The organism is Caballeronia sp. GAFFF1, from assembly GCF_023630705.1.
In the GTDB taxonomy this organism is placed as follows: Bacteria; Pseudomonadota; Gammaproteobacteria; order Burkholderiales; family Burkholderiaceae; genus Caballeronia.
The window spans coordinates 1-23,748 of sequence record NZ_JALQEM010000041.1 but is presented as its reverse complement, the minus strand read 5'-3'; the positions used below and the strand labels follow the sequence as shown (position 1 = coordinate 23,748).

The window sequence follows — 23,748 nt, the reverse complement described above, 5'->3', positions numbered from 1 at the left end:
GTGGCCGCTCGCGTCGAGCAAGCGCCGGCCGAGCCGACGCACGCGCTCATCGAACTGTTCGACGCCCTCGCCGCCGAGCCGCATCGCTTCGACTTCTATCAGGTGATGCGGCGCATCGAGGCGCTCACGCCCGACCTGCCGCGTCTCGGCACAGGCGCGCGCCCCGCGGACGAAGCCGTGCGGCTCGCGCAGGACATCTCGCTCGCCTTCGCGCCCGCGCCGCTCGCCGCGCTCACGCGCGAACCCGGCGGCCATGCGCCGCGTCTCGAACAACGCTTCTTCGGCTTTCTCGGTCCGAACGGCCCGATGCCGCTGCATCTGACCGACTTCGCCCGACAGCGCGCGCTGCATCATGGCGACGCGTGCTTCGCGCGCTTGCTCGATGCGTTGCTGCATCGCTTCGTTCTGCTGTTCTATCGGGCGTGGGCGCAGGGGCGGCCGGTCAACGCGCTCGACCGGCCGGACGACGACCGTTTCGCGTTCTATACCGGCGCGCTGATGGGTCTCGCCGACCGGACGAGCCGCGCGCGCGATGCCGTCTCCGGTCACGCCAAGCTGCATTTCGCGGGCCTCTGGAACATGCAGACGCGCCCTGCGGACGTGCTCGAAAGCATTGCGTCGGCGCTCTTGCGCGTGCCGGTGCGGCTCGAACCGTTTCGCGGCCACTGGATGACGCTGCCGCCAGAGGAGCGCACCGCGCTACGTTCGCTGTCGGCGCGATTTTCCGCGCGCGCCGCGGGCGCGGCGCAACTCGGACGCGGCGCGCTGCTCGGCCCGCGCGTGTGGGACCGCCAGCACGCGTTCCGGCTCGTGATCGGGCCGCTCACGCTCGCGCAATACGAAGCGCTGCTGCCGGGCGGCGCCGCGCTGCCGATGCTCGTCGCGCTGGTGCGCCAGCATCTGAACGGCGAGCTTGCCTGGGATGCGCAGCTCGTGCTCCTCGCCGGCGAAGTGCCGACCGCGCAACCCGGCCGCTACGGACGTCTCGGCTATTCGGCGTGGCTGGGTCTCGCCGCCGATTGCGCCGACTGCGCCGATCGCGCCGACCTCGCGCTCGACGCGGACACGCATTGCGCGTGAGCTCTCTTCGAGCAAGCGCTTTGAAAAAACCTCGCGCGAGCGCCGTCTTACTGAATGAGCATGAAGACGCGCCTGCGGTCCACGCGCGCCCGTTGAAGAGGGAGTCGGACGATGGCGGAAATCAGTCGTGTGGCGCTGTTCGGCAAGCTGGACAGGCTCGGCTACAAGACCGTCGAAAGCGCGACGGTCTACTGCAAGATGCGCGGCAATCCCTACGTCGAGCTTTCGCACTGGCTCATGCAGATACTGGAAACGCCGCGCTCGGACATGGAGCGCATCGTCGCCCACTACGGCGTGGACGCGGCCACGCTGGCGCGCGATCTCACCGCGTCGCTCGATCGCCTGCCGCGCGGCGCCACCGCGATCTCCGATCTCTCCGAGCACATCACCGACGCGATCGAACGCGGCTGGGTGTACGGCACGCTGCTCTACGGCGCGACGAAAGTGCGCACCGGCCATCTGCTCGTCGGCATGCTCAAGACGCAGCGGTTGCGCAATGTGCTCATCGGCATCTCCCGGCAGTTCGAGCGCATCAAGCCGGAAGATCTGTCGGACAACTTCGCGCGCATCGTCGCGGATTCTGTCGAGGAAGCGGAAGACGAGCCGCATGCGCAGGCGCCCGCAGCCGGCGACGAGGCCGCGCCCGCGAGCATGGGCCGCCAGGAAGCCTTGCGCAAGTACGCCACCGATCTCACCGCGAAGGCGCGTCAGGGCGACCTCGATCCGGTCACCGGCCGCGACGAGGAAATCCGCCAGCTCGTCGATATCCTGATGCGGCGGCGGCAGAACAATCCGCTCCTCACCGGCGAGGCCGGCGTCGGCAAGACCGCCGTGGTGGAAGGCTTCGCGCAACGCCTCGCGCGCGGCGACGTGCCGCCGCCCTTGCGCGAGGTCGCGCTCTGGTCGCTCGATCTCGGTCTCTTGCAGGCGGGCGCGAGCATGAGGGGCGAGTTCGAGCAGCGGTTGCGCCAGGTCGTGGAGGACGTGCAGGCCAGTGCAAAGCCGGTGATTCTCTTCATCGACGAAGTGCATACCATTGTCGGCGCGGGCGGCGCGGCCGGCACCGGCGACGCGGCCAATCTGCTCAAGCCGGCGCTCGCGCGCGGCGACTTGCGCACCATCGGCGCGACGACGTGGGCGGAGTACAAGAAGCACATCGAGAAAGATCCGGCGCTCACGCGGCGCTTTCAGGTCGTGCAGGTGCTCGAACCCGACGAGCGCAAAGCCGTGCGCATGCTGCGCGGCGTGGCGGCCGTGCTGGAAGGACATCATCGCGTGCAGTTGCTGGACGAGGCCATCGAGGCGGCCGTGCGGCTGTCGCATCGCTATATTCCGGCGCGCCAGTTGCCCGACAAGGCCGTGTCGCTGCTCGACACCGCGTGCGCGCGCGTCGCGGTCAGCCAGCACGCGACGCCGCCGCAAGTGGACGATTGCCGCCGCCGCATCGAATCGCTCGAAGTGGAGGCGCAGATCATCGCGCGCGAGGCGACTGTCGGCGTGGATGTCGGCACGCGCGCGGCGGATGTCGCGGCGGCGCTCGCCCGCGAACGCGATTCGCTAGGCGGGCTGGAAGCGCGCTGGAACGAAGAAAAGCGCGTCGTCGATGAACTGCTCGCGCTGCGGGCGTCGTTGCGCGAAGAAGGCGAAGCCGTCGATACGCCGCCGTCGACACGCAACGATCGCCTCGCGCGTCTTTCGCAACTCAGCGCGCGTCTCGCCGAACTGCAAGGCGACGCGCCGCTCATTCTGCCGAGCGTCGATGCGGGCGTGGTCGCCGGCGTGGTCGCGGACTGGACCGGCATTCCCGTCGGCAAGATGATGCGGAACGAACTGGCCGCCGTGCTGGGTCTCGCCGACTCGCTCGAGCGCCGCGTGATCGGCCAGCGCCATGCGCTCGACATGATCGCGAAGCGCATCCAGACTTCACGCGCGCGCCTCGACAATCCCGACAAGCCGATCGGCGTGTTCCTGCTCGCGGGCACCTCGGGCGTCGGCAAGACGGAAACCGCGCTTGCGCTCGCCGAGACGCTCTATGGCGGCGAGCAGAACGTCATCACCATCAACATGAGCGAGTTCCAGGAAGCGCATACCGTCTCCACGCTCAAGGGCGCACCGCCCGGCTATGTGGGCTACGGCGAGGGCGGCATCCTGACAGAGGCGGTGCGCCGCCGGCCATACAGCGTCGTGCTGCTCGACGAAGTGGAGAAGGCGCATCCCGACGTGCACGAGATCTTCTTCCAGGTCTTCGACAAGGGCTGGATGGAGGACGGCGAGGGACGCTACATCGACTTCAAGAACACGATCATTCTGCTGACTTCGAACGTCGGCTCGGATGTCATCATGTCGATGTGCCGCGACCCCGCGGCGGCGCCGTCGCCCGAAGCGCTTACTTCCGCGCTGCGCGGGCCGCTGCTCGACGTCTTTCCCGCCGCGCTGCTCGGACGGCTCGTCACGGTGCCGTATTACCCGCTCTCCGACGCGATGATGGCCGACATCGTGCGCCTTCAACTCGAACGCATTCAGAGGCGCGTCGCGGACAATCACGGCATTCCCTTCGATTACGACGACGACGCCGTGCGGCTGATCGTGTCGCGCTGCACGGAGGCGGAGTCGGGCGGGCGCGTGATCGACGCGCTCCTCACCAACACCGTGCTGCCGCGCATTTCCACGGAATATCTGACGCGGCTCACCGAAGGCGGCGCGCTCGGGCGTATTCGTCTGTCGGCGAGCGCAGACGACTTCATCTACGCGTTCGACTGAACGCACGCGCGAGAGCGGAGCCGCAGCCGATGCTGAAACTCACGGTGACATGTCACAACGGAGAGCCGCCGCGCGTGCCGCTCGCGGCGAACTTCGACGCCGAGGGCGGCACCATCGGGCGCGCGGTCACGAACCGGCTCGTGCTCGACGATGCCGAGCGCACCGTGTCGCGGCTGCATGCGCAGATCGTCTGGCGCGACGGCACGTACTGGTTGATCGACCGCGGCAGCAATCCCGCGCTCGTCAACGGCGCGCCGCTCGATCCGGGTCAGGAAGTGCCGCTCGGAAACGGCGACGAAGTGCAGATCGGCGGGTATCAGCTGCGCGCCGAAGTATCCGGCGAACTATCCGCCGAAGACGACACCCTGACGCCGGACCGCGCGGCCTTGGCGGCCCCCGGCGATCCGTTCGCCGGCCTCTTCGACACACCCGCGCCGCATGCGTCCGGTTCCGACGCGCGCTTCGACGACCTTCTCGGCGCGCGGCCGCCGGCGTCCGCGACGACCGCCGCGCCGCGCGACGACTTCGACTTCGGCTTCGGCTTCGACGATCCGGCCGCGAGGCGCTCCATCGACGAGCTGTTCGATCTCGCGCCGGGCGCTGGGCCTTCGGCGAATCCGCCGATGGGTCCGCGCATCGATCCGCTCATCGATCCTCTTATTGATCCCCTTTTTGATCCTCTCACGCAGCCCAACACCGCCCAGGACGCCGATCCGTTCGCGAGCCTGACCGGCAACGCGCGGTCCGCCGCGCCGCCCGCCACGCTCTCTGACGCCGGATCGGAACTGCACAGCGCCTTCACGCCGCCGAAGCCGCGCGCCGCGCCAACGCCTCCGTCCGCTGCCGAGCCCGCGCCGGCCGCGCCCGCGAGCGACGACCGCGCGCTGATCGACGCCTTCCTGCGCGGACTCGCCGCGTCCGGCGTGCGGCTCGACGCGCTCACGCCCGCGCTGATGCAGCTTCTCGGCGAACTGCTGCGCGAAGCCACGCAAGGCACGCTCGATCTGCTCGCGGCGCGCGCCGCATTCAAGCGCGAGATGCGCACGGATGCGACGATCATCGCGGCGGCGGACAACAATCCGCTGAAGTTCTCGCCGAACGTGGACGCGGCGCTCGCACACCTGCTGAGTCCGCCGGTGCGCGGCTTCATGCCGCCGGCCGCCGCCCTCGCCGACGCCTATGCCGACCTGCGCGCGCATCAGGTCGGAATGGTCGCGGGCATGCGCGCGGCGCTCGATGGCGTGTTCGAGCGCTTCGAGCCACGCCGCATCGAGGCGCGCCTGTCCGGGCGCTCCTTGCTCGACGGCCTTATGGCGGGAAACCGGCGCGCGCGCTGCTGGGACCTCTTCAACGAGATCTACGGCCAGCTATCCAGCGAGGCGGCGGAGGACTTCCACATGCTGTTCGGCCGCGCGTTCGTCGCCGCCTACGAAGCGCAGGTCGACGCACTGAAGCGCAGCCGCCGCACCTGAGCCGCGCCGGAGACACGACATGCAACTGCAAACCGCAAGCGTGAGTGAGATCGGCGGCCGCTCGCGCAACGAGGATTCGCTCGGCGAATGGCGGCAGGCCTCGCTTTTCGCGAGCGTGGTCGCGGACGGCGCGGGCGGGCACGGCGGCGGCGATATCGCATCGCGCATCGCGGTCGATACCGTGCTCGCGGAGTTGTCGCGGGTGGCGCAAGCGGGTGTCGCGCTGACCGGGCCGAACCTGCTGCGCGTGCTTCTGTGCGCCAACGACGCCATCATCGATGCGCAGGAGCACGACCGCGAACTTGCGCAAATGCGCTCGACGGCCGTGGTGCTGGGCATCGACGAAGCCACGGGGCTCGCGGCGTGGGCGCATTGCGGCGACACGCGCCTTTACTGTTTCCGGCGCGGCGCGACGGTCGTGCAGACGCAGGATCACAGCCTCGTCCAGAGCATGATCGATGCAAACCTGCTCGAAGCACGCGATGTGCGCAGCTATCCGCGCCGCAACATTCTCTTCTCGGCGCTCGGCACGGCAGAGGATCTGGCGATCGCGGCGTCCACCGAGCCGTTCCCGATCGCCGACGGCGATGCGTTCCTGCTCTGCACCGACGGCTTTTGGGAGCATCTCGACGAATGCTTGATGATCGAGGCCATTGGCCGCGCGCCGACGCCCGCCGCCTGGCTCGATCTCATGGTGGCGCACTTGCGGGAGGCGGCGCGGCCCAATCAGGACAATCAGGACAACTTCACGGCGAGCGCGGTATGGATCGGGGACGCCTCGCAGGCGACGGTGCTCCGGATGCCCGCGCCCTGATGCGGGCATCCGTCACGCGAACGAATTGCGCGGGAACGCTCACGCCGCCTGCTTCGCCGACGGCAATCTGGACACGAGCCGCAGCGAGACGGTCAAGCCTTCCAATTGATAGTGCGGACGCAGATAGAACGTCGACGTGTAGTAGCCCGGCGCGCCCGGCACTTCCTGCACCTTCACCTCGGCGGCAGCGAGCGGCTTCTGCGCTTTCGTGTACTCGGATGAATTGGCCGGGTCGCCGTCTACATATTGCGTGATCCACTTGTTGAGCCACGTCTCCATGTCGGTGCGTTCCTTGAAGCTGCCTACCTTGTCGCGCACGATGCACTTCAGATAATGCGCGAAGCGGTTGCACGCGAAGAGATAAGGCAGGCGCGCGGCGAGCGCCGCATTGGCCGTGGCGTCGGGGTCTTCGTATTCGAAGGGCTTTTGCAGAGACTGCGCGCCGATGAACGCCGCGAAATCCGAGTTCTTGCGATGAATCAGCGGCATGAAGCCGTTCTTCGCCAGTTCGGCCTCGCGGCGGTCCGAGATGGCGATCTCCGTCGGGCACTTCATGTCGACGCCGCCGTCGTCGGTCGGGAAGCTGTGCACGGGCAAGCCTTCGACCGCGCCGCCCGACTCCACGCCGCGAATGCGCGAGCACCAGCTATACAGCTTGAACGAGCGGTTGATGTTCACGGCCATCGCGTACGCGGAGTTGGCCCACGTGTATTTGGAATGATCGGCAGAGCCCGTGTCTTCCTCGAAGTCGAACTCGTCGACCGGCTCCGTGCGGGCGCCGTAAGGCACGCGCGCGAGAAAGCGCGGCATCGCGAGAGCCAGATAGCGCGCATCCTCCGATTCACGCAGCGAGCGCCAGCTTGCATATTCCGGCGTGCCGAAGATCTTGGTGAGATCGCGCGGATTGGCGAGTTCCTGCCACGAGTCCATCTGCAGAAGGCTCGGGTCGGCGGCGGCGATGAACGGCGCGTGCGCAGCCGCGGCGATCTTCGACATCTCGCCGAGCAACTCGACATCGGGCGGTGTCTGGTTGAAATAGTAATCGCCGATCAGACAACCGAAGGGCTCGCCGCCGAGTTGCCCGTACTCGTGTTCGTAAATCTGCTTGAAGAGTGGACTTTGGTCCCACGCGACGCCCTTGAAGCGCTTGAGCGTCTTGCCGAGCTCCTTCTTCGAGACGTTCACCACGCGGATCTTGAGCATCTCGTCGGTTTCGGTGTTGTTGATGAGATAGTGCAACCCGCGCCACGAGCCCTCCAGCTTCTGAAAATCCGGGTGATGCATGATCTCGTTCACCTGCTCGGTGAGCTTCGCGTCGATCTCGGCGATCATCGCCTGAATCGAGCGGATGGCGTCGCCGGAGATGATCTTCGTCTGCGAGAGCGCCTGCTGGGCGAGCGTCTGCACTGCCGTCTGCACGGCGGTCTTGGCCTCGTCGCTTTTCGGGCGGAACTCCTTGTTCAGCAGCGATGCGAGGTCGCTGCCTTCGAAGATCGCGCCCTGCATCTCGGGTTTCGCTTCGGACGATTGAATATCGGACATGGTCGTTTCCTTTCAGGGCTCTTTCGCTGTGGCTCGTGCGCGGCGCTCATCCGGCGTTTATTCGGCGTTCATTCGGCGGCAGGCGCGGCGGCGGCGCCGTCGACGGCGGCCGCGGGCCGTTCGGTTGTGGCGGTGGCGAGCGTCTTGAGCAGCGCGGGATCGTCGAGCACGCGGGCGATCAGTTCCTCGGCGCCCGTCTTGCCGTCCATGAAGATGACGAGGTTGGCGAGCTGCATGCGCGCTTCGAGCAGCCTGGCGAGGGCGTCGACCTTGCGCGCGACGGCGGCGGGCGAGAAATCGCTCATGTTATCGAACGTGATGTCGACGCTTAAGTTGCCTTCGCCCGTCAGCTTGTTGGGCACCTGAAACGCGACGCGCGGATGCATCGCCTTCATGCGGCTGTCGAAATTGTCGATGTCGATCTCCTGAAACTTGCGCTGATCGACGGGCGGGAGCGGTTCGGCGGGCTTGCCGGAAAGGTCGGCCATGACGCCCATCACGAACGGAAGCTGGATCTTCTTTTCGCTGCCGTAGGTTTCGACGTCGTATTCGATCTGCACGCGCGGCGCGCGATTGCGGCCGATGAACTTCTGACTGCTGGTTGCCATGACGCCTCCTTCCGGGAGCATGAGCCACGCTTGAAAGACGATCGAGGCGCGCGGGAATTGAAAGCGGCTCAGGACATCGCGACGAGCAGACGCTGCTGACGCCACGCGGGCCGTGAGACGGAGATAGACGACGAGCGGACGTGCGCCATCGCTTGCTGGCGACGCGTTCGCGCCGGTCGAAGCTCGACGCGCCCTCGCCAGCCTGAGGTCCAGAATCGAACGACGCGACAGCGTTTTCAACGCCTCACTGCGGCTTCGTTCCGGCGATCAGATGAATCTGCGCGAGGCTGTCGGGCGCGAGGTCCTGCATTACAGCCAGGAAGTCCTTGCCCAGCAGCCCGCGGGCGCGGCGTATCAGGAGCGGCGCGGGATGAGCCGGCTCGGTGCGTTCGAGGAACGCGCAGACGGCGTCGAGCAAGGCGATGGCGTCTTCGCGCGTCGCGATCTCGCCGGGGCGCGCGGCCACGCGCTGCGCGACGGACACGGCCGCGAGCGCCTGTGCAGGCGCCTCCGCCGATGTCTGCGCCACCGGCGGGGACGGCATCGCCGCACGGAATTGCGCGGCCACGAAGCGCGCGGTTTCCATCATCTTGTCGATGACCGGCGCCCGCTCTGCGCCGAGCCTCGCGATCATCGCTTCGCCGAGCGCCTGCACGGCGTGCGGCAGATCGAGGCCTTCGGCGAGAACATCGGGGCTCTCGGCGAGCGCATCGCGGAGCATGCCTTCGACGCGCGCGGGCGTCGCGGCGCTCTCGCCCTCGGGCGCCGTCAGCCTGCCCTGCGCGATCAGGATGTCGCGCACCGTGAGACGTTCGCCGCGCGCGCGGCACACTTCGGATTCGCGCAGATCGTGCAACAGCGTGTCGGCCTCGGCGAACGGCGTATAGGCATCGGCGAGCGGGGCGAGCGCGTTGACGCGCAGCGCGGGATCGTTGTCATCGTCGGCGTCGAGCGGCGGGTAGAGCGTGTCCCAATAGCGCTCGAACAGCCCCGCGAGCAGACGCAAGCCCGCATGAAACCCCGCGAGCCCGTGCACCCGCGCCGACGCGCGCGTGTAGACCACGGCGATGCGCAGGTCTTTCGACGTCGCGAGCAGCGCCTGCGCCTCTTCGAGCACCTCGGGCCACGCCGTCGGCTCCGAGAGCGAATCGAACTGGCGCTCCGGATTGCCGCGCGAGAGCGCCTCGAATGCGAGGAACGCCGGGTCGTATTCGAGATCGACGCCGGCGGGCGGCATCGTACGCGTCGGCTCCAGCAGCGGTTCGACGTCGATCATCGCGCCTCCTTAGAACTCGCCGCAGCCATGCTGGCCGTTCACCACGAGACAGTTGTTCAGGTTCGGCCGCGAGCGCACGCGTTTCCACTCGGACGCGAGCTGGCCTGCCGGGCCCTCGGACTGTTGCAACGCGAGGATCGGCTCGTTCGTGCCCACGCAGACGTTGATGCCGCCGAGGTTGCTTTCGTACACGAAGCTCTCTTCCTGCGCGGTGAAGAGCGGCTGCAGGCCGCTGCGGTTGAAGACGGCGCCTTGCACCGACGCGAGGTCCGGCGGCGTGACCGTGATCGTTCCCGGAACCACCTCGACTCGGTAGCCCACCAACGACGTGAAGCTGCCCGTGAGCGGATAGGTCCCGGGCGGCGAGTCCGGCCCGGCCGGCGTGCTCACCGTCCCGGCGAGCACGTTGCCGCGCTGATCGCCGTTTTGCAGGCCGGTCACCGTGGGGTCGAGCGGCCCGTTTCCGGTGCCGACGGGACGCTTGTGACTGCCCAGGGTCACCCTGAGCGTCGGCTGCTGCGCGTAGACGAAGTGATTGCCGCTGTCCGACACCGTCTGCATCGACGACTGGCCGTTCCAGCTACAGAGACCGCCAAAGGCGCAGCCATAGAAGTTCGGCCACTTGTTGCCCGGATCGATGCCATTGCGGTTCTCGCCCTGCCACGTCGATGCCCACACGCGCCAGACATCGTTCGTGTTCAGCCTGCCGCCGCCCGCGTTGGTGAACACGCCGTTGTCCATCGCGAGATCGATGCTGCCGCCCGCGCTCACGCCGGTCGGCGCGCCTGCCGCGCCCAACGTGACGCCGCCGGTCAGCGCGACGGCGACGAGCTTGCCGCTCAGGGTCGACTGCGAGCCGTCGATGGCGGCGCTTGCTCCGCTCGACGAATCGTAGGCGGTCGCGGAGACCGGGCCGATGGTGAAGCCGTGCGCGTTGGCGAAGTTCACGTCGCGCGCCCCGGCGATGGCGAGCGTCGTCACGTCGTTGTTGGGATCGGTCAGGGCGAAGTCGCCGCCGCCGGCCAACAGCAGCGCGCCCGTCTGGATGCCGCCCGGGTCGGTCACGGTCCCGGCGGAGTCGAGCGCGAGCGTGGCGTTGGCCGGCATCGCAATGCCCGAAGGCAGGTCGATGCCCTGACTGCCCGCGCCGGTGTTCTCCAGCGTGAGACTGGTCGCCGCATTGGGCCGCGACGCGCAGTTCGCACCGCCCGCGCACGGCCCGTCGACAGTGATCTTGCCCGTCTGCGTCGATGACCCGAGCACGAGCGTATGCAGGCTCGTCGCGAACGTCGCGTAGGTCGCGCTGTCGATGGAGAGGCCCGGCGTCGCGCTCGTGCCGAAGAGCGTGATCGGCACGGAGTTCTGCGCGGTGACGGCGAAAGTCGTCGGATCGACCGATCCGGGGAAGACGTAGAGCGAGCCGCCGCCCGGCGAGATCGAATTCGGCGCGCTGCGTCCGAGCAGGCTCGTGGCCGCGCCGTTGTTCGACGCGTTGATCTTGACGAAGCCGCCCGCGCCGGTACTGACCGCAAGCGGCCCGGCTGCGAACTCCGGGTTCGCGGGCAGCGGCACGGCGCCGTAGGCGATGCCGGCATCGGCCGTAGTCGTCGAGCCGGCGAGCGACACCGCGCCGCCCGGCGCACTTGCGTTGATGGCGCCGCTCAAGAGCAGCAGACCGTATGTCGGCGACGGCGCGCCTGTTCCCGTGCCGGCGATGGCGCCGAGCAATTCGATCGCGCCGCCGAAAGTGGTGATGTGCGAGCCGTCGACGAGCGCCACGCCGTATGCGCCGAAGCCGCTGCCCGTGCCGTGGATGCGCACGGGCCCGGTGGTGGTCGTGAGTTGCGTCGGGTTCGCCGGCGTGCCGCGCAGGATGACGCCGTTGCCTGGATTCGCCACTGGATCCAGGCTCTGCCCGACGAGCGTGATGGCGCCGCTTCCGGTGGAAATCGTCGCGCTGTTCACCTCGATGGCGACGGGCCTTCCCGTGCCCGTCTCAGAAAAGCTCGTCGTGGCGGGCGTGAGCCCCTGAAGCGCGACGGCGCCGTCCGTGCCCGACAACGCGCCGTTCGGCGCGCGCCCGCGCGTATCGATGTCGGCGGCGTCGATCGAGACTGCCGGGCCGGTCACCCCGGTCGATTCTGACGAGCCGAACACGTCGCGCCCCGCCGCGCTGAAGTTCACGCTGCCGCCGTTGGTCGTGACCGCGATGCGCGGATTATCGGTCTGATTTGCGACGCCGCCGACGATGACCTGGCTCGTCGCGTCGCCGTCGACGTTCATGGCCCCGGTCGGAGAGCTCACGTCCGCCCCGATGCGGATGCTGCCCGCCGCGTGCATGCCGAGCGTGATGTCGTGGCCCGATGTGTTGACGATCGGCACGCTGCTGGACACGTTTCCGTCCGTGGTCGTCAGCGTCAGATTGCCCGCGAGCGTGCCGTTGCCGTCGCCGCCGATCGTCACGAGCGCGTTGCTCGCGGTATCGAACACGCGGCCGCCGAATGAGGTGATCGGCAGCGACTGCGCAGTGAGCGCGCTGTTGCCGATGCCCGCCAGCGACACAGCGCCGAAGTCGTTCGCCGGGTTCGTGAGCGTGAAGGCGCCGGGACCAGCCAGAAGCAGGTTCCCCGCGAACAGGCTGGCAGCGCCCTGCGTCACGGGTCCGGCGGAATCGAGCGTGATCTGGCCGACCGTGGAGATGTCGGATGTCAGCGCGATGCCTTTGCTATTCGGGCCGCCGTTGGCTGCGCTCAGGTTGCGGAAGAAAGGCAGGCCCGCGCAGGGCGCGGCGAGGCATGTCATCGGACCGAGGGTGATCGGGCCGGCGTGCGTCTCCGAGCCGATATAGACCGTGTCGATGCTCGACGTGAACCGTTGCCCGAAGGTGCTGTCGAGCACAAAGCCGGGACCGGTCGCGCCGGTCACGCCGATGCTGATCGGCGCGGGATCATCGGCTGCGACTGTGAATGAAGTGCCCGGCGTGACGATGCCCGGCGCAAGCACGAGCGCCCCGCCCGACGCGTTCAGCGCCGAGCGTGTGTCGAGCGAGGTAGATCCCGCGTCGAGCGCAATGGACGATGTGTTGGCGCTGGTGTTCGACGCGCGCAGCGTGAGCGTGCTGCCCGGGGACGCCGTCACGGTCGAATCGGTGATCTGCAACCCGGGCTGCTCCACCGTGCCGCCGCCCGCAATGGAGCCGGCGAGCGTGAGGTTCGAGCCGTCGAGACTCGCGTTGCCGAGCTTCAGGCCGGAATGGAAGCCCGTATCGGAACCCGATGCGGTAACGGGTGCGCCGTTGGTCACGCCGAGAATCTCGATCGGGCCGGACCCGGCTTCGTCGGAAGCGACGAAGGACACGCGCCGTCCGGTATCCGATGCAATCGACGTGGTCAGCACGCCTTCGTAGCCGTTGCCGCTGCCGTAGACCCGGATGCCGGGCAGGCCCGCAGTCAGCGTGACCGTGCCCTCGCCCGCTGCCGCGATGGTCACGCCGCCGCCTTGCACGCCGTTCAATGCGGCCTGGCCTCGAATGGTGATGCCGCCCGCGGTGGTGAAAGGCGTCGCGGTGATCGCGACGCCGTCGGCGCGCGAGCCGGAGCCGGGCGCGCGCGCGGTGCCGTCGACGCTGATGTTGCCGGTGCCCGCCGTGATGCTGCCGAAATCCAACGACACGCCGCCGCCTCCGCCTTCGCCGGTCAACGCCAGCGAACCGCTGTCCGAGCGCAGCGCGCTCGTGCTGAGCGAGAGGCCGACTCCGCCTGAAGACGTGCCGCTGAGCGACATATTGCCGGACGCGGTGCTCAGGCTTGCGCCGACGGCTGCCACGCCGCCCTGCCCGCCGTCGCCCGTCAGCGACAGCGCGCCGGCGGTCGTGCTGATCGTCGCGCCGGCGATGCCGAGGCCGGTTCCCCCCGACGATGTGCCGTTGAGCGTAATCCCGCCCGAAGTCGAGGAAACGCTGCTCGCGCCCACGCCACCTCCGCCGCCGATGCGCACGCCGCCCGTCACGCCGTCGCCGGTTATCGAGATCGCGCCGGTGGTCGTTTGCAGGACAGAGCCGTTCTCGATGTTGACGCCAAAGCCCAAGCCTGCGACGCCGCCGATCACGTCGACCGGCCCGTGGCCGTTGATCGTGATTGCGCCGCTTGGCGCGCTCGCGTCGAAGGTCGGGACCGTTCCCGCCGCGCCGGTGCGCGTGCGCGTATCCATGTTCACGCTGTCGATGACCACGCGTGGCGCGACGCCGTTCGCAGGCGCGCCGATCCTGACGTCGCCGCCATTGGTGAAGAATGGCATCGGCGCGTTTCCCGTCGATCCGCGCAGCCGGATTTCGGCGGTGCCGTCAGTATGTCCGGCCGTGTTCGCGATCAGCACCACGGAGAGCGGACTGGCCGGAGCGCCGGTCAACTGCGACGCGACGATCGCCGCCGCGCCGCCGCCGTCGAGCGTCCTGTCGGCGACGATCGAGCGCGCGGCTTGCAGCGTAAGCGTCGTTGCCGCGCCGCCGGTCTTGCTGATCTGGCCTTGCAGGCTGATGTCGCCGTCCTGCGTGCCGCCCGTGCCGGTATCGACCAGGACCGAGGTGCCCGCGTTCAGCCGGTCGTTGATCGTGCCCGCCGAGATGACCGAATTGTCCGTCGAGGCGACGAAGTTCGGCCCGCCGACGCTGTCGACGCTCGTGCTGTTCGTGATCGTCACATTGAACGGATCCAGCACCCACGTGCCTCCCACTCCGTGCAGCGCCGACGCATCGATATTCGCGCCCGCCACATCCAGGAAGCGCGCCGACGTCTCGATGAGCCCGCCGTTGCCCGAGTTCTTGCCGCCCTTCGCCGTCAGCGTGCCGTGCACGTGCGCCGCGTTGGCGCCATAGATCACGACATGGCCGCCGTCACCGTTCACGAGCGCATCCGCGCGCGCCTGGGCGGCCGGGCCCATCCAGACGGCATCGGCGTTATGGATGTCGGTCTCCCGGCCGGCCGCGCCGCCGCCCACGCGCACCCGCCCGCCGCCTGTCGCGCCGCTCGCGTCGATGCGCGCGCCGTCATTCATCGCGATGTGATAGCCGGTCACATCCGCCTGCCCGCCCGCGAGACCCGCGCCGCCGGTCACATCGACGTTTCCGGTGACGGACGTGACGCCCGCCGCGCCGCCATCCAGCACGATGCGCCCGTTGCGCTCCACCACGCTCTGCGCCCGCACGGTGCCGGTCTGATTGAGCACGGTGCCGGCGAGCGCGTCGGCCGTCTGCACCGACATCAGCACCTGCCCGCCGTCCGCCGCCAGCGCGCCCGAATTGCTCGCGAGCGCCTGCGCCGCCGCGCCGTCGACCTTGATCATCGTGAGGCCGTCGCCCGCGAAATCGAGCGTGATGTCGCTGCCCGCGCCCATCGCCACCGTGCCGAGCTTGGCGCTCACCGTGCCGCTGTTGTCGACCTGCGCGCCGAGCAGCGCGACCGTGCCGCGCTCGCCCGCCGTGATCGCGCCTTGATTGACGACCCGCCCGCCCGCATTCGGCGCAGCGCTCATGAAGTGATATTTGCCGGCCAGAAAATCCGCATCGGAGATGCCGAGCGTCGACGCGACGAGCGACCCCACGTTCACCGACGCGCCGCGCGCGAACAGCACGCCCGCCGGGTTCACCAAAAACACCTGTCCGTTGGCATTGATCTGCCCGGCGATGGTGCTCGCCTGGCTGCCCACCACGCGATTAAGCAGCACCGCCTGCGCCGACGGCTGCGAGATGTTGACCGCCTCGCCCGCGCCGATCGAAAACGAGTTCCAGTTGACGATGCCTTTCTGCGAACCCTGGTTGATCGACATCGTCTTCGGCGCGGGCGTGTTGATGCTCACGTTGCCGTTGACGACCTGCCCGCCCGCCGGCAGGGCGAGCGCGCCCGGCGCGACGACGAGCGCCAGCAGCGGCAGCAGCGCGACCGGCGTAAGCTCAATGCCGGCATGCCGAGCGGCGCGCTTCGCGAGCCGCCTGATCGCACGCTCCCATGCCCGGCGATGCCTGCGGGTGCGAAAGCTGGTGATGTCGCTCATTTGGAACTCCTTTTCACTGCCCGGATGCGGCCCACGCTAGAACGACTTCGAGACCTGCACGTACACGCGCGGCACCTTGTCGTCGCCAGTGGTGTCGGGGCCGGTCGTGCGCCACGCGATGCTGCCGTCCACCGTGATGCCATACGGCCCGCTCCAGAACACGCCGAGCCCCGCGCCGCTGCGCGTCACCGTGTTCGCGCCCTGTCCGGGAATCGAGCGGGCGTTGTAACGTCCGACGCCGATATCGAAGAACGCGGAGACCGTCAGCTTCGGGATGACCGCGTAGCGCAACGAAGCCGTCGCGATCAGCCCTTCGTCGACAACCGCCTCCGACGGCGAATAGGCGCGCACCGCGCGCGGTCCCCCGAGCGTGATGCGCGAGGAACTGTCGAGGTTCTGATTGGCCCACTGCCCCGACATGCCGACGAACACGCTCGTCTTCTCGGTAATCGCGTTGAGGCGGTTGGCCTGAAACGTCAGGCGCAGGCTGTTGCCCTGCGTGTTGCGGCCCGTCGGCCCCTGATCGATGCTCCTGGCGAGCGCCGAGTCGATGTTCAGGTGTCCGAATGCAAGCTGGACATCGGCGCTGTTGAAGCCGCCGCCGAGAAAACTGTCGCGGCTCTCGTACGACAGTCCGAGACTCGCGATATACAGCTTTTGCGGATTGTCGAAGCTCACCGTGTCGATCTTGTCCGTGAGCGACCGGTACTCCAGCGCGCCGCGCAGCAGCAGGTTCTGGTCTCGCGAGCGAATGAGCGGATGCGAAACCGACGCGGTGACGACATCGGCATCGCCGTGCGCCTGAAGCGACGAAAAGTTCTGCCCGAGGTAATAGTACAGATGCGAATACGCGATCCCCGCCCGCGTGCCGTAAGCGTTGACCGGCGCGTCATAGCCGATGCGCCCGTACAGCGTGTCGGCGCGCTCGGCGGCGAGCAGGTTCACGTCGAGGTTGTCGCCGATGCCGAACGGCGACGCGAGCCGCCCCACTGCGCCCAGCCGCCAGCGTCCGGCGGGCGCGGCGCCGTAGTTGTCCGTGGCGAGCGCGAAGTCCCAGCGGCGCGCGGCCTCGACGTTCACAGCCAGATCGACGGTGCCCGGCGCGCTGCCCGACTCCAGCGCCGAGCTCACGCGAATGCCGGGCACGTCCGACAGCAGCAGCATCGTGCGTTCGAGTTCGCCTTGCCGGAGCGGCTTGCCGGGCTCGATCGCGGCGAGCCGGGCGCGCACGAGCGATTCCTTGATCGGCGCGCCGGGCGCGATGTTGAGCCGCACGCGCCCGATCTTGCCTTCGAGCACGGTGAAGGTGACATCGCCATTGGTCACGTCCTGCGGCGGAATCACCACCTGCGCGAGCGGATAACCGCGATCGCGGTAGGCCTGCGCGATGCGCGCGGCCATCGCGTTCAGGTCGTTGATCGACACTTCCTGGCCGATCTTGTCGGACACGAGCGGGAGCAGCAGGTCCGAGGGCAGCGTTTCGTTGCCTGCGAGCCGGATGCTCGCGAGCACGAACTTTCTGCCCTCGGGCACGCCGGGCGGCGCCGTGATCGGCGCGGGCAACGCGCTCGCGCCGCCGGGCGCGGGAGCGGCCACCGGCGGACGCGGCTGCTCGTTGAGCAGCGTGCCCGCGCTGGGCACCTGTCCCGTGCCCGGCAGCGGCACTTGCTGCGCCCATGCTGAAACTGCGCTCGCGCAGGCGAAACCCACGCTGGCCGCGCGAGCGAGTGCGCGTACATGCGGCGAATGCAGGCGCGGCCGGTAGCCATGGCGCGATGCGAGAAGTTCGTTTTTCATGGCGTCGTTCAATGCAGCAGTCTCTCCGGACCGGCACCGTGCGCGGCGCCGGCATGTTTTTGCCCGCGAACGGCAGGTCAGCGGGCGACCGAAAGCCGCCAGTCGCCCATCAGGTCGAAGGGCGCCCAATAGAACGGATGGGCGAACCGGCTGTCGGCCAGCACCGCGAGTTGCGCGGCGCGCATCGCGTCGATGGCCTGCTCGCCTTTCGTGAGGGCGCCGTAGAACGTGCTCATCGTGAGCGCCGTCGATTCGTCTGCGACCGGCCACATCGAGACCAGCAGCGCAGACGCGCCCGCATAGAAAAACGCCCGCGTGAAGCCCATGATCTCGTCGCCGCGCTCGATGCGCCCGAGCGCCGTCTCGCACGCGGACAGCGTGACGAGCGCGACCGAATCGAACTTGAGGTTGTAAATGTCGGCGGCGAGCAGCGGGTCGGGGCCGTCGGCGGGCTGCGTCGAGGGCGCGAGCAGCACCCGCGAATGCAGCGGATCAATGGTGTCGGCCTGGGCGTGCGTCGCCACATGGACGATGCGGCCTGCCGGCGCGTTGTCGCTGAACGTCTTGCGCGTCACGTCGCTTTGCAGGAAGGTGTCGCGCTGCGCGAAAAGCGGCCCGATCGCGCGGACTTCGGCCTCGGCGCCCGGCAGGTCGAATTGCGGCGAGATGCGCGGATTGCCAAACGCGACGAGGTTGCTCGCGACGCGCTGCTGGCGCCGCACAAGCTGCACCGCGATGCTCGCCGACGGCGCGAGCGCCATCGCGTGACGCTGGATCAGAAAGCCCTGGTCGTTTTTCAGCGCCTGAAACGGCATGTAGTGCAGCGCGCCGTTGGGCACGATGACGAGCCGCTCCCCCGCGCGCAGGCCCAGCGGCCGGATGAGCAGCGCGTCGAGCTTCGTGCCGTAGGTGATCGCTTGCGGCCGCCCGCGGATGATCGCGCTGCGGAAGTCGCCGACGGCGAGCGTCATGTCGTTGCGCGGAATCGGCAGCGTGAAACCCTGTATGCCGTCCGCGCGCACGACCCATGCGATCAGCCGGTCCGGCAGGCCGTGATATTCGACGATGGCCTCGCCCGGATGCAGCGCGCCGCGCACCTCGTCGAGCGAGAGCGTGCGGCCGTTCAGCTGCGTCTCGTCGACCTGGCTGGCGAGCCGGTTGCGAACGACATCGAGCAGCGCCCGCCCGCGGCTCCTTTCCGAGAGCGTCCACGCGAGCGGATAGTCGCCGTCGTCGACCACGAGCGCGATGGTTTCCTCGAACACCGTCTGCGTGTCGGAGAAGAGTCCGGTCTTGAACTCGTCGCTGCGAAAACGCGCGCGGATCGATTCCGAATCGTCGAGCGCGGCAAGCCACGCGGCGCGCGCCTCTTTTCGCTGGCCGAGCGCGAGATACGCCCGGCCCATGCCTTCGTGCGCCCACAGGTTGTCGTAGTTCGCGTCGGTGCCGGTCTTCGTCGCGCTCGCGGCAAATGCGGCGAGCGCCGCCTCGGGCTTGTTTTCGGCCAGCAGCAGATTGCCTTCGATGCGCTTCTGCAACGGTCCGAGCAAGGTGCCGCTGACCGCGGCCGTCTGTTCGAACGTCGCCCGCGCGCCTTTCGGATCGCCCGCGGCGATCTGCCCGTTGGTGATCGAGAGCAGCACCATCGGCCGATAACGGGGCGATGCCGTCGCAAGCGCCGCGCGATACTCCACGAGCGCGGCTTGCGGATCGCCGCGCCGCGCCGCGATGTCGCCGAGCACCTTGTGAGCGGGCGCGAGCACCTGTTCGGGATTGTTCGCGCCGGCAGCGATCGCTTCCTTCGCGTAGCGCCCGGCATCGTCGAGATCGCCCGCGTAGCTGTAGGCGATAGCCAGATCGCGGCGCGACAGCGCGGCGAGATCGGCGTTGTCCGTCTGCCGCGCGACGACGAGCGCCCGCGAAGCCGCCTCGATGCTCTCGCGGAAGTCGCCGCGCTCGGCGGCCGCGACCGACATGCTGCAGTACGCATAGCCGTCGAGTTTCACCTGATCGCGCGCGAGCAGCAGTTGCCCTTCCTGCGAGAGCGTCGCGATGGTTTCGGCGTCGCGCACGCGGGCCTCGGCCGCGCGGGCGGCGGGCGTGAGCGGCGCGTCGGGCGCCTGATTCGCTGTACTGAGCGCATCGCCCGCGCGGCTCGCGGCGGTTTCGCGTGCGAAGACCGACGCCGGCGCGCCCGGCGCGTCCGTTTGCGTCGAGATGCTCTGTGCGATCTGCACGCCCGGCTCGCGCAAATCGTTGAAGGCGAGTTGCATGCCCGTTGCATCAGGCGCGCAGCCAGACTCCCGAGCGCCCGGCGCGCGTTGAGCGTGGGCGGCGAGCGATGCAAGCGCGAGCGCCGCGAAGAGCGCCAGCGCGACGCAAGCCCGCTGTGGCGCGCCGCGCGCGGGCGCGCCTGCATCGGCCTCGACACGGGCCGACGCGTTTCGATCGATCGCTATCACGAATGCGTCCTCCGTGACCCTGACGTGGCACCGGCGAGAAGCGGCAGGCAGCCGCCGCGATGCCACGACTAGACGAACCACCGCGCCCGATTTGAAAAAAGCGGCGACATGGTTCGTCTGAGCTGTGTTTGCAGGCACACAGAGCGACTCATGCGAAACGTCGATCCGAGCTCGCGCGACGAAGGCCGGGACCGATACGCGCGCCTGACCATCCTCGCGAGCACGCGCGGCTTCGCGCGAATTCTGCGGCGAGTCGGCGCGCGCGGCATGCTCGCACTTGGCATCGCCGCGCTGTGCGCGCTCGGCGTCGCGGCGTGCAAGTCGCCACCGCCTGCTCCCCCGCCGCCGACAGTCGTGCGCGTCGACGTGCATGCCCTCGACCAGGTCAACCCGGACCACACGGGGCGGCCATCGCCGGTGCTGGTACGCGTCTACGAACTCAAGGCGACGGCCGCCTTCGACAGCGCCGACTTCTTCACGCTCTACGGCAAGGATCAGGCGACGCTCGGCGCCGACCTCAACGCGAAGAACGAATTTCTGCTCAAGCCCGGCGAGAGCCAGAGCGTCGAACAGGCGGTGCAGCCGGGCACGAAGTTCGTGGCGGTGATGTCGGCCTATCGCGATATCGAGCACTCGCGCTGGCGGGCGACGGTTCCGGTGCCGCCGAACCAGACAACGGTGGTCAGCGTGCGCGTGGACCGCGCCGATGTGTCGGTCGCCGCGCAGCAAGCGAGCGCTCCTGCCCCCAAGCCCGGCAAATGACTCTGGCCGCGCGCCGACTTGCAAATCCGCACCGCTCGATCGTTCTCCGAAAAGAGCTGTCGCGCCTGCGCCGGCCGCCGCGTGTTCGGGACTGACGGCGGCGGGCGGCCCGGCACCGAAACCAGCGAAGCGGACACGAGCCACCATGACCTGGCATCAACGCACGATCTGGTCCGAGGGGCTGTTCCTCGAACCTCAGCATTTTCAGCAGCACGACCGCTTCGTCGAGCATCTCATTCGCTCGCACGCGCGCGCGACCGAAGCGTGGTCGTGGGGCTGGGCGTCGATGATGCTCGATGAAGTGGCGCTCGGGCTCGGCAAGATCGCGCTTGCTTCCGCGTTCGGCGTGCTGCCCGACGGCACGGCGTTCTCGTTCCCCGACGATGCGAGCGCGCCTCTGCCGCTCGACATCCCGGCCGGCGCGCGCGACGAAACGGTGCTGCTCGCGCTGCCGGTGGCGCGCGCCGGCGCGAAGGAGTTCGACCCCGACGGGACGGCCTCGCTCGTGAACGGCCACGCCGACGCGCTGCGCTACCGCACGACCGACACGTCCGTCGCCGACGTCACGACCAGCACCGACCGCGTGGCGCAGATCCGCGTCGGCGCGCCGAACGTGCGGCTCATGCTCGCGCGCGACCGCACCGACGCCTTCGTGAACATCGGCCTTGCGCGCGTGCTTGAGCGGCGCGCGGACAACCGCGTGATGCTCGACGCGGGCTATATCCCGCCGATGCTGCACGCGCTCGCCGATGCGCGCCTGCTCGGCTACGCGCAGGAAATCGCGGGGCTGCTGCATCAGCATGCGGACCGGCTCGCGCGGCACATCGCCAATCCGGGGCGCGGCGGCGTCTCCGAAATCGCCGACTTCCTGCTCTTGCAGACGCTGAACCGCTTCGAGCCGCAGTTCGCGCATCTGCTTCAGGTGCCGCTGCTGCATCCCGAACGGCTGTATCAGACGATGCTCGCGCTGGCGGGCGATCTCGCCGCGTTCGACGAGCGCCGCCGCGTGCTCGCCTATCCGCCGTACCGCCACGACGATCTCGCCAGTTCCTTCGAGCCGCTCATGCGCGACCTGCGCCAGCTGCTCGCGCAAGTGCCCGAGCCGAACGCCATCGCGATCGAGTTGCAGAGCCGCAAGCCGGGGGTGCGAGTCGCGGTCATCAACGACCTCGATCTGGTGCGCACGGCGGGCTTCGTGCTCGCCGCCAGCGCGCAGATGCCGGGCGAGGCGCTGCGCACGCGGTTCCCGACGCAGGTCAAGGTCGCGCCCGCAGAAAAGCTGCGCGATCTCGTGAATCTGGCGCTGCCCGGCATCGGACTGCGCGCGATGCCGGTCGCGCCTCGCCAGATTCCGTTTCACGCGGGCTATTCGTACTTCGAACTGGATCGCGGCGGCGAGCTGTGGAAGGAGCTGGAGCAGACCGGCAATCTGGCGATGTACATCGCCGGCGAGTTTCCGGCGCTCGAGCTGGAGTGCTGGGCCATCCGCCACTGACGTAGCCGAAGTCAACGCGATCACGCAGGCCATCGAGCGACATGACGAACGACATGACGAACGACGACGACCCCTTCGCCGGATTCGAGTCCGACCAGACGAAGATCAAGCCCAATCCCGGCGCGCGCCGTCGCGCGGGAACGAGCGGGAGCACGCAAGGGCCGTTCGCGGCGAGCGCCGCGCCCGAGGCGGGCACGCATGCCTTCGATGCCGCGTTCACGCAGGGCGGCGCGGTCAATCCGCTGGTCGCCGCATGCGCGCCGCTGCTGCAACTCGCGCCCCGCATCCGCACGATGAGCGCGTGCGCCGATCCGGCCGCGCTGCGCGATTCGCTCGCGGCGGGCGTGCGGCGCTTCGAGGCAGAGGCCCGCGCCAACGGCGTCACGACCGAACAAGTGACGGCGGCGCGCTACATGGTCTGCACGATGCTCGACGAAGCCGCGTCGGGCACGCCGTGGGGCGCCGGCGTATGGGCGCGCCAGAGCCTGCTCGTGACATTCCATAACGAGGCGTGGGGCGGCGAGAAAGTCTTCCAGCTGCTCGGCCGGCTCGCGCAGAAACCCGCGCAGCATTTGCATCTGCTGGAACTGGCGAGCATGGTCCTCGCGCTCGGCTTCGAGGGCCGCTACCGCGTGGCGGCGCAAGGCAGGCAGACGCTCGATGCGATCCGCGCGCGGCTCTACCAGCTCATTCGCAAGGAGCGCGGGGAGCCGGAGCGCGCGCTCTCGCCGCACTGGCAAGGCGTGCCGACCGCGCGGCGGCGCGCCACCGACGTGCTGCCGGTGTGGGTGGTCGGCGCGTTCGCGCTGCTGGTGCTCGCGGCCGCGTATCTGGCGATGAGCTTCCGCCTGGGCCGCCTCTCCGATCCCGCGTTCGACACCATCTCGTCGATCCGGGCGGGCGTGCAGCGGCCGCTCGTGGTCACGCAGGCCGCCAAGCCGCGTCTCGCCGAACTGCTCGCGCCGGAAATTCGCGACGGACTCGTTTCCGTGAATGACCGCGTCGATCGTTCGGTGGTGACGCTGCGCGGCGACCACGTCTTCCAGCCCGGCAGCGCGGAAGTGTCGGCGCAGGTGCGGCCGCTCATCGGACGCATCGCGGCGGCGCTCAACGCCGTGCCGGGCAACGTGCTCGTCACGGGCCACACGGACGACCGCCCCATCCGCTCGGCGCGCTATCCGTCGAACTGGGAGCTTTCGCAGGAGCGCGCCGCGAACGTCCGCGACCTGCTCGCGGCCACCGTGCCCGCCGCGCGACTCAAGGCCGAAGGCAAAGGCGACGCCGATCCCGTCGCGCCCAACGATTCGCCGGCCGGCCGCGCGCGCAACCGGCGCGTCGAGGTGACGTTGTTCGCGAAGCCCGGGTTCTGACATGAAAAAGCTCTTTTCGATCATTTTCCATCCGCTGGTGCTGCTCGCGGTCGGCCTGCTGCTCGTGAGCGGCGCGATCTGGATCGCCGGACCGCTTCTGTCGTTCGCGGGCAGTTATCCGCTGGAATCGCGCGAGGCGCGCTTCATCGCGATCGGCGGCGTCGCGTTGTTGCTGGTGCTGAGGCACGCGTGGGCGGCATGGCGCGCGCGCCGCACGCAGGCGGCGCTCGTCTCGGGGCTGGCCGCGCGGCCCGAGCCGCCG

General features: G+C 68.9%; 14 protein-coding genes. 8 read left to right on the top strand and 6 right to left on the bottom strand.

The features are described 5' to 3' along the window. The 4 genes from tssG to NCR37_RS25440 all read left to right on the top strand — a co-directional run bounded on the left by tssG (position 1) and on the right by NCR37_RS25440 (position 6,126). Complete coding sequence (tssG, locus tag NCR37_RS25455) at positions 1-1,080, top strand: type VI secretion system baseplate subunit TssG (protein WP_250475589.1); 1,080 nt, start codon at positions 1-3, stop codon at positions 1,078-1,080. A 111-nt stretch (positions 1,081-1,191) separates the two neighbouring features. Continuing rightward, the gene (tssH, locus tag NCR37_RS25450; RefSeq protein WP_250475588.1) at positions 1,192-3,840 is read left to right on the top strand and encodes a type VI secretion system ATPase TssH; all 2,649 of its coding nucleotides are present in this window, start codon (positions 1,192-1,194) and stop codon (positions 3,838-3,840) included. 29 nt (positions 3,841-3,869) lie between these two features. Continuing rightward, positions 3,870-5,312, top strand: a complete 1,443-nt coding sequence (gene tagH / locus NCR37_RS25445) for a type VI secretion system-associated FHA domain protein TagH (protein WP_250475587.1) — start codon at positions 3,870-3,872, stop codon at positions 5,310-5,312. Between the two features lie 19 nt (positions 5,313-5,331). After that, on the top strand, positions 5,332-6,126 hold the full coding sequence (locus tag NCR37_RS25440; protein ID WP_250475586.1) for a PP2C family protein-serine/threonine phosphatase: 795 nt from the start codon (positions 5,332-5,334) through the stop codon (positions 6,124-6,126). 39 nt (positions 6,127-6,165) lie between these two features. On the opposite strand, the gene tssC is transcribed toward NCR37_RS25440, so the two are convergent. The 6 genes from tssC to NCR37_RS25410 all read right to left on the bottom strand — a co-directional run bounded on the left by tssC (position 6,166) and on the right by NCR37_RS25410 (position 19,859). Further along, positions 6,166-7,668 carry a type VI secretion system contractile sheath large subunit gene (gene tssC, locus NCR37_RS25435; RefSeq protein ID WP_250475585.1) on the bottom strand — a complete coding sequence of 501 codons (1,503 nt, stop codon included), beginning with the start codon at positions 7,666-7,668 and terminating at the stop codon, positions 6,166-6,168. A 68-nt stretch (positions 7,669-7,736) separates the two neighbouring features. Continuing rightward, the gene (gene tssB, locus NCR37_RS25430; RefSeq protein ID WP_250475584.1) at positions 7,737-8,276 is read right to left on the bottom strand and encodes a type VI secretion system contractile sheath small subunit; all 540 of its coding nucleotides are present in this window, start codon (positions 8,274-8,276) and stop codon (positions 7,737-7,739) included. 244 nt (positions 8,277-8,520) lie between these two features. Next, positions 8,521-9,552, bottom strand: a complete 1,032-nt coding sequence (tssA, locus tag NCR37_RS25425; protein WP_250475583.1) for a type VI secretion system protein TssA — start codon at positions 9,550-9,552, stop codon at positions 8,521-8,523. Between the two features lie 9 nt (positions 9,553-9,561). Next, positions 9,562-15,600, bottom strand: coding sequence for a two-partner secretion domain-containing protein (locus tag NCR37_RS25420; protein ID WP_250475582.1), 6,039 nt, complete (start codon positions 15,598-15,600; stop codon positions 9,562-9,564). 36 nt (positions 15,601-15,636) lie between these two features. Beyond that, the gene (locus NCR37_RS25415; protein WP_250475581.1) at positions 15,637-17,397 is read right to left on the bottom strand and encodes a ShlB/FhaC/HecB family hemolysin secretion/activation protein; all 1,761 of its coding nucleotides are present in this window, start codon (positions 17,395-17,397) and stop codon (positions 15,637-15,639) included. Between the two features lie 77 nt (positions 17,398-17,474). Further along, on the bottom strand, positions 17,475-19,859 hold the full coding sequence (locus tag NCR37_RS25410; RefSeq protein ID WP_250475580.1) for a CHAT domain-containing protein: 2,385 nt from the start codon (positions 19,857-19,859) through the stop codon (positions 17,475-17,477). A 150-nt stretch (positions 19,860-20,009) separates the two neighbouring features. Between NCR37_RS25410 and tssJ the strand changes: the two genes are divergently transcribed. The 4 genes from tssJ to NCR37_RS25390 all read left to right on the top strand — a co-directional run. Next, positions 20,010-20,621 (top strand): type VI secretion system lipoprotein TssJ, encoded by a 612-nt coding sequence (tssJ, locus tag NCR37_RS25405; protein WP_250475579.1) that lies wholly within the window; start codon positions 20,010-20,012, stop codon positions 20,619-20,621. A gap of 145 nt (positions 20,622-20,766) precedes the next feature. Continuing rightward, positions 20,767-22,116: a type VI secretion system baseplate subunit TssK gene (tssK, locus tag NCR37_RS25400; protein ID WP_250475578.1), complete on the top strand. Its 1,350-nt coding sequence runs from the start codon at positions 20,767-20,769 to the stop codon at positions 22,114-22,116. 41 nt (positions 22,117-22,157) lie between these two features. Then, positions 22,158-23,486 (top strand): DotU family type VI secretion system protein, encoded by a 1,329-nt coding sequence (locus NCR37_RS25395; RefSeq protein WP_250475577.1) that lies wholly within the window; start codon positions 22,158-22,160, stop codon positions 23,484-23,486. Position 23,487: 1 nt separating this feature from the next. After that, a partial coding sequence (locus NCR37_RS25390; protein WP_250475576.1) for a hypothetical protein occupies positions 23,488-23,748 on the top strand: 261 nt, incomplete at its 3' end.

Excerpts from the sequence above, each read along its gene's own strand:
- tssH (WP_250475588.1), top strand. The coding sequence starts at position 1,192 with ATGGCGGAAATCAGTCGTGTGGCGCTGTTCGGCAAGCTGGACAGGCTC.
- tagH (WP_250475587.1), top strand. The coding sequence starts at position 3,870 with ATGCTGAAACTCACGGTGACATGTCACAACGGAGAGCCGCCGCGCGTG.
- NCR37_RS25440 (WP_250475586.1), top strand. The coding sequence starts at position 5,332 with ATGCAACTGCAAACCGCAAGCGTGAGTGAGATCGGCGGCCGCTCGCGC.
- tssC (WP_250475585.1), bottom strand. The coding sequence starts at position 7,668 with ATGTCCGATATTCAATCGTCCGAAGCGAAACCCGAGATGCAGGGCGCG.
- tssB (WP_250475584.1), bottom strand. The coding sequence starts at position 8,276 with ATGGCAACCAGCAGTCAGAAGTTCATCGGCCGCAATCGCGCGCCGCGC.
- tssA (WP_250475583.1), bottom strand. The coding sequence starts at position 9,552 with ATGATCGACGTCGAACCGCTGCTGGAGCCGACGCGTACGATGCCGCCC.
- NCR37_RS25420 (WP_250475582.1), bottom strand. The coding sequence starts at position 15,600 with ATGAGCGACATCACCAGCTTTCGCACCCGCAGGCATCGCCGGGCATGG.
- NCR37_RS25415 (WP_250475581.1), bottom strand. The coding sequence starts at position 17,397 with ATGAAAAACGAACTTCTCGCATCGCGCCATGGCTACCGGCCGCGCCTG.
- tssJ (WP_250475579.1), top strand. The coding sequence starts at position 20,010 with ATGCGAAACGTCGATCCGAGCTCGCGCGACGAAGGCCGGGACCGATAC.
- tssK (WP_250475578.1), top strand. The coding sequence starts at position 20,767 with ATGACCTGGCATCAACGCACGATCTGGTCCGAGGGGCTGTTCCTCGAA.
- NCR37_RS25395 (WP_250475577.1), top strand. The coding sequence starts at position 22,158 with ATGACGAACGACATGACGAACGACGACGACCCCTTCGCCGGATTCGAG.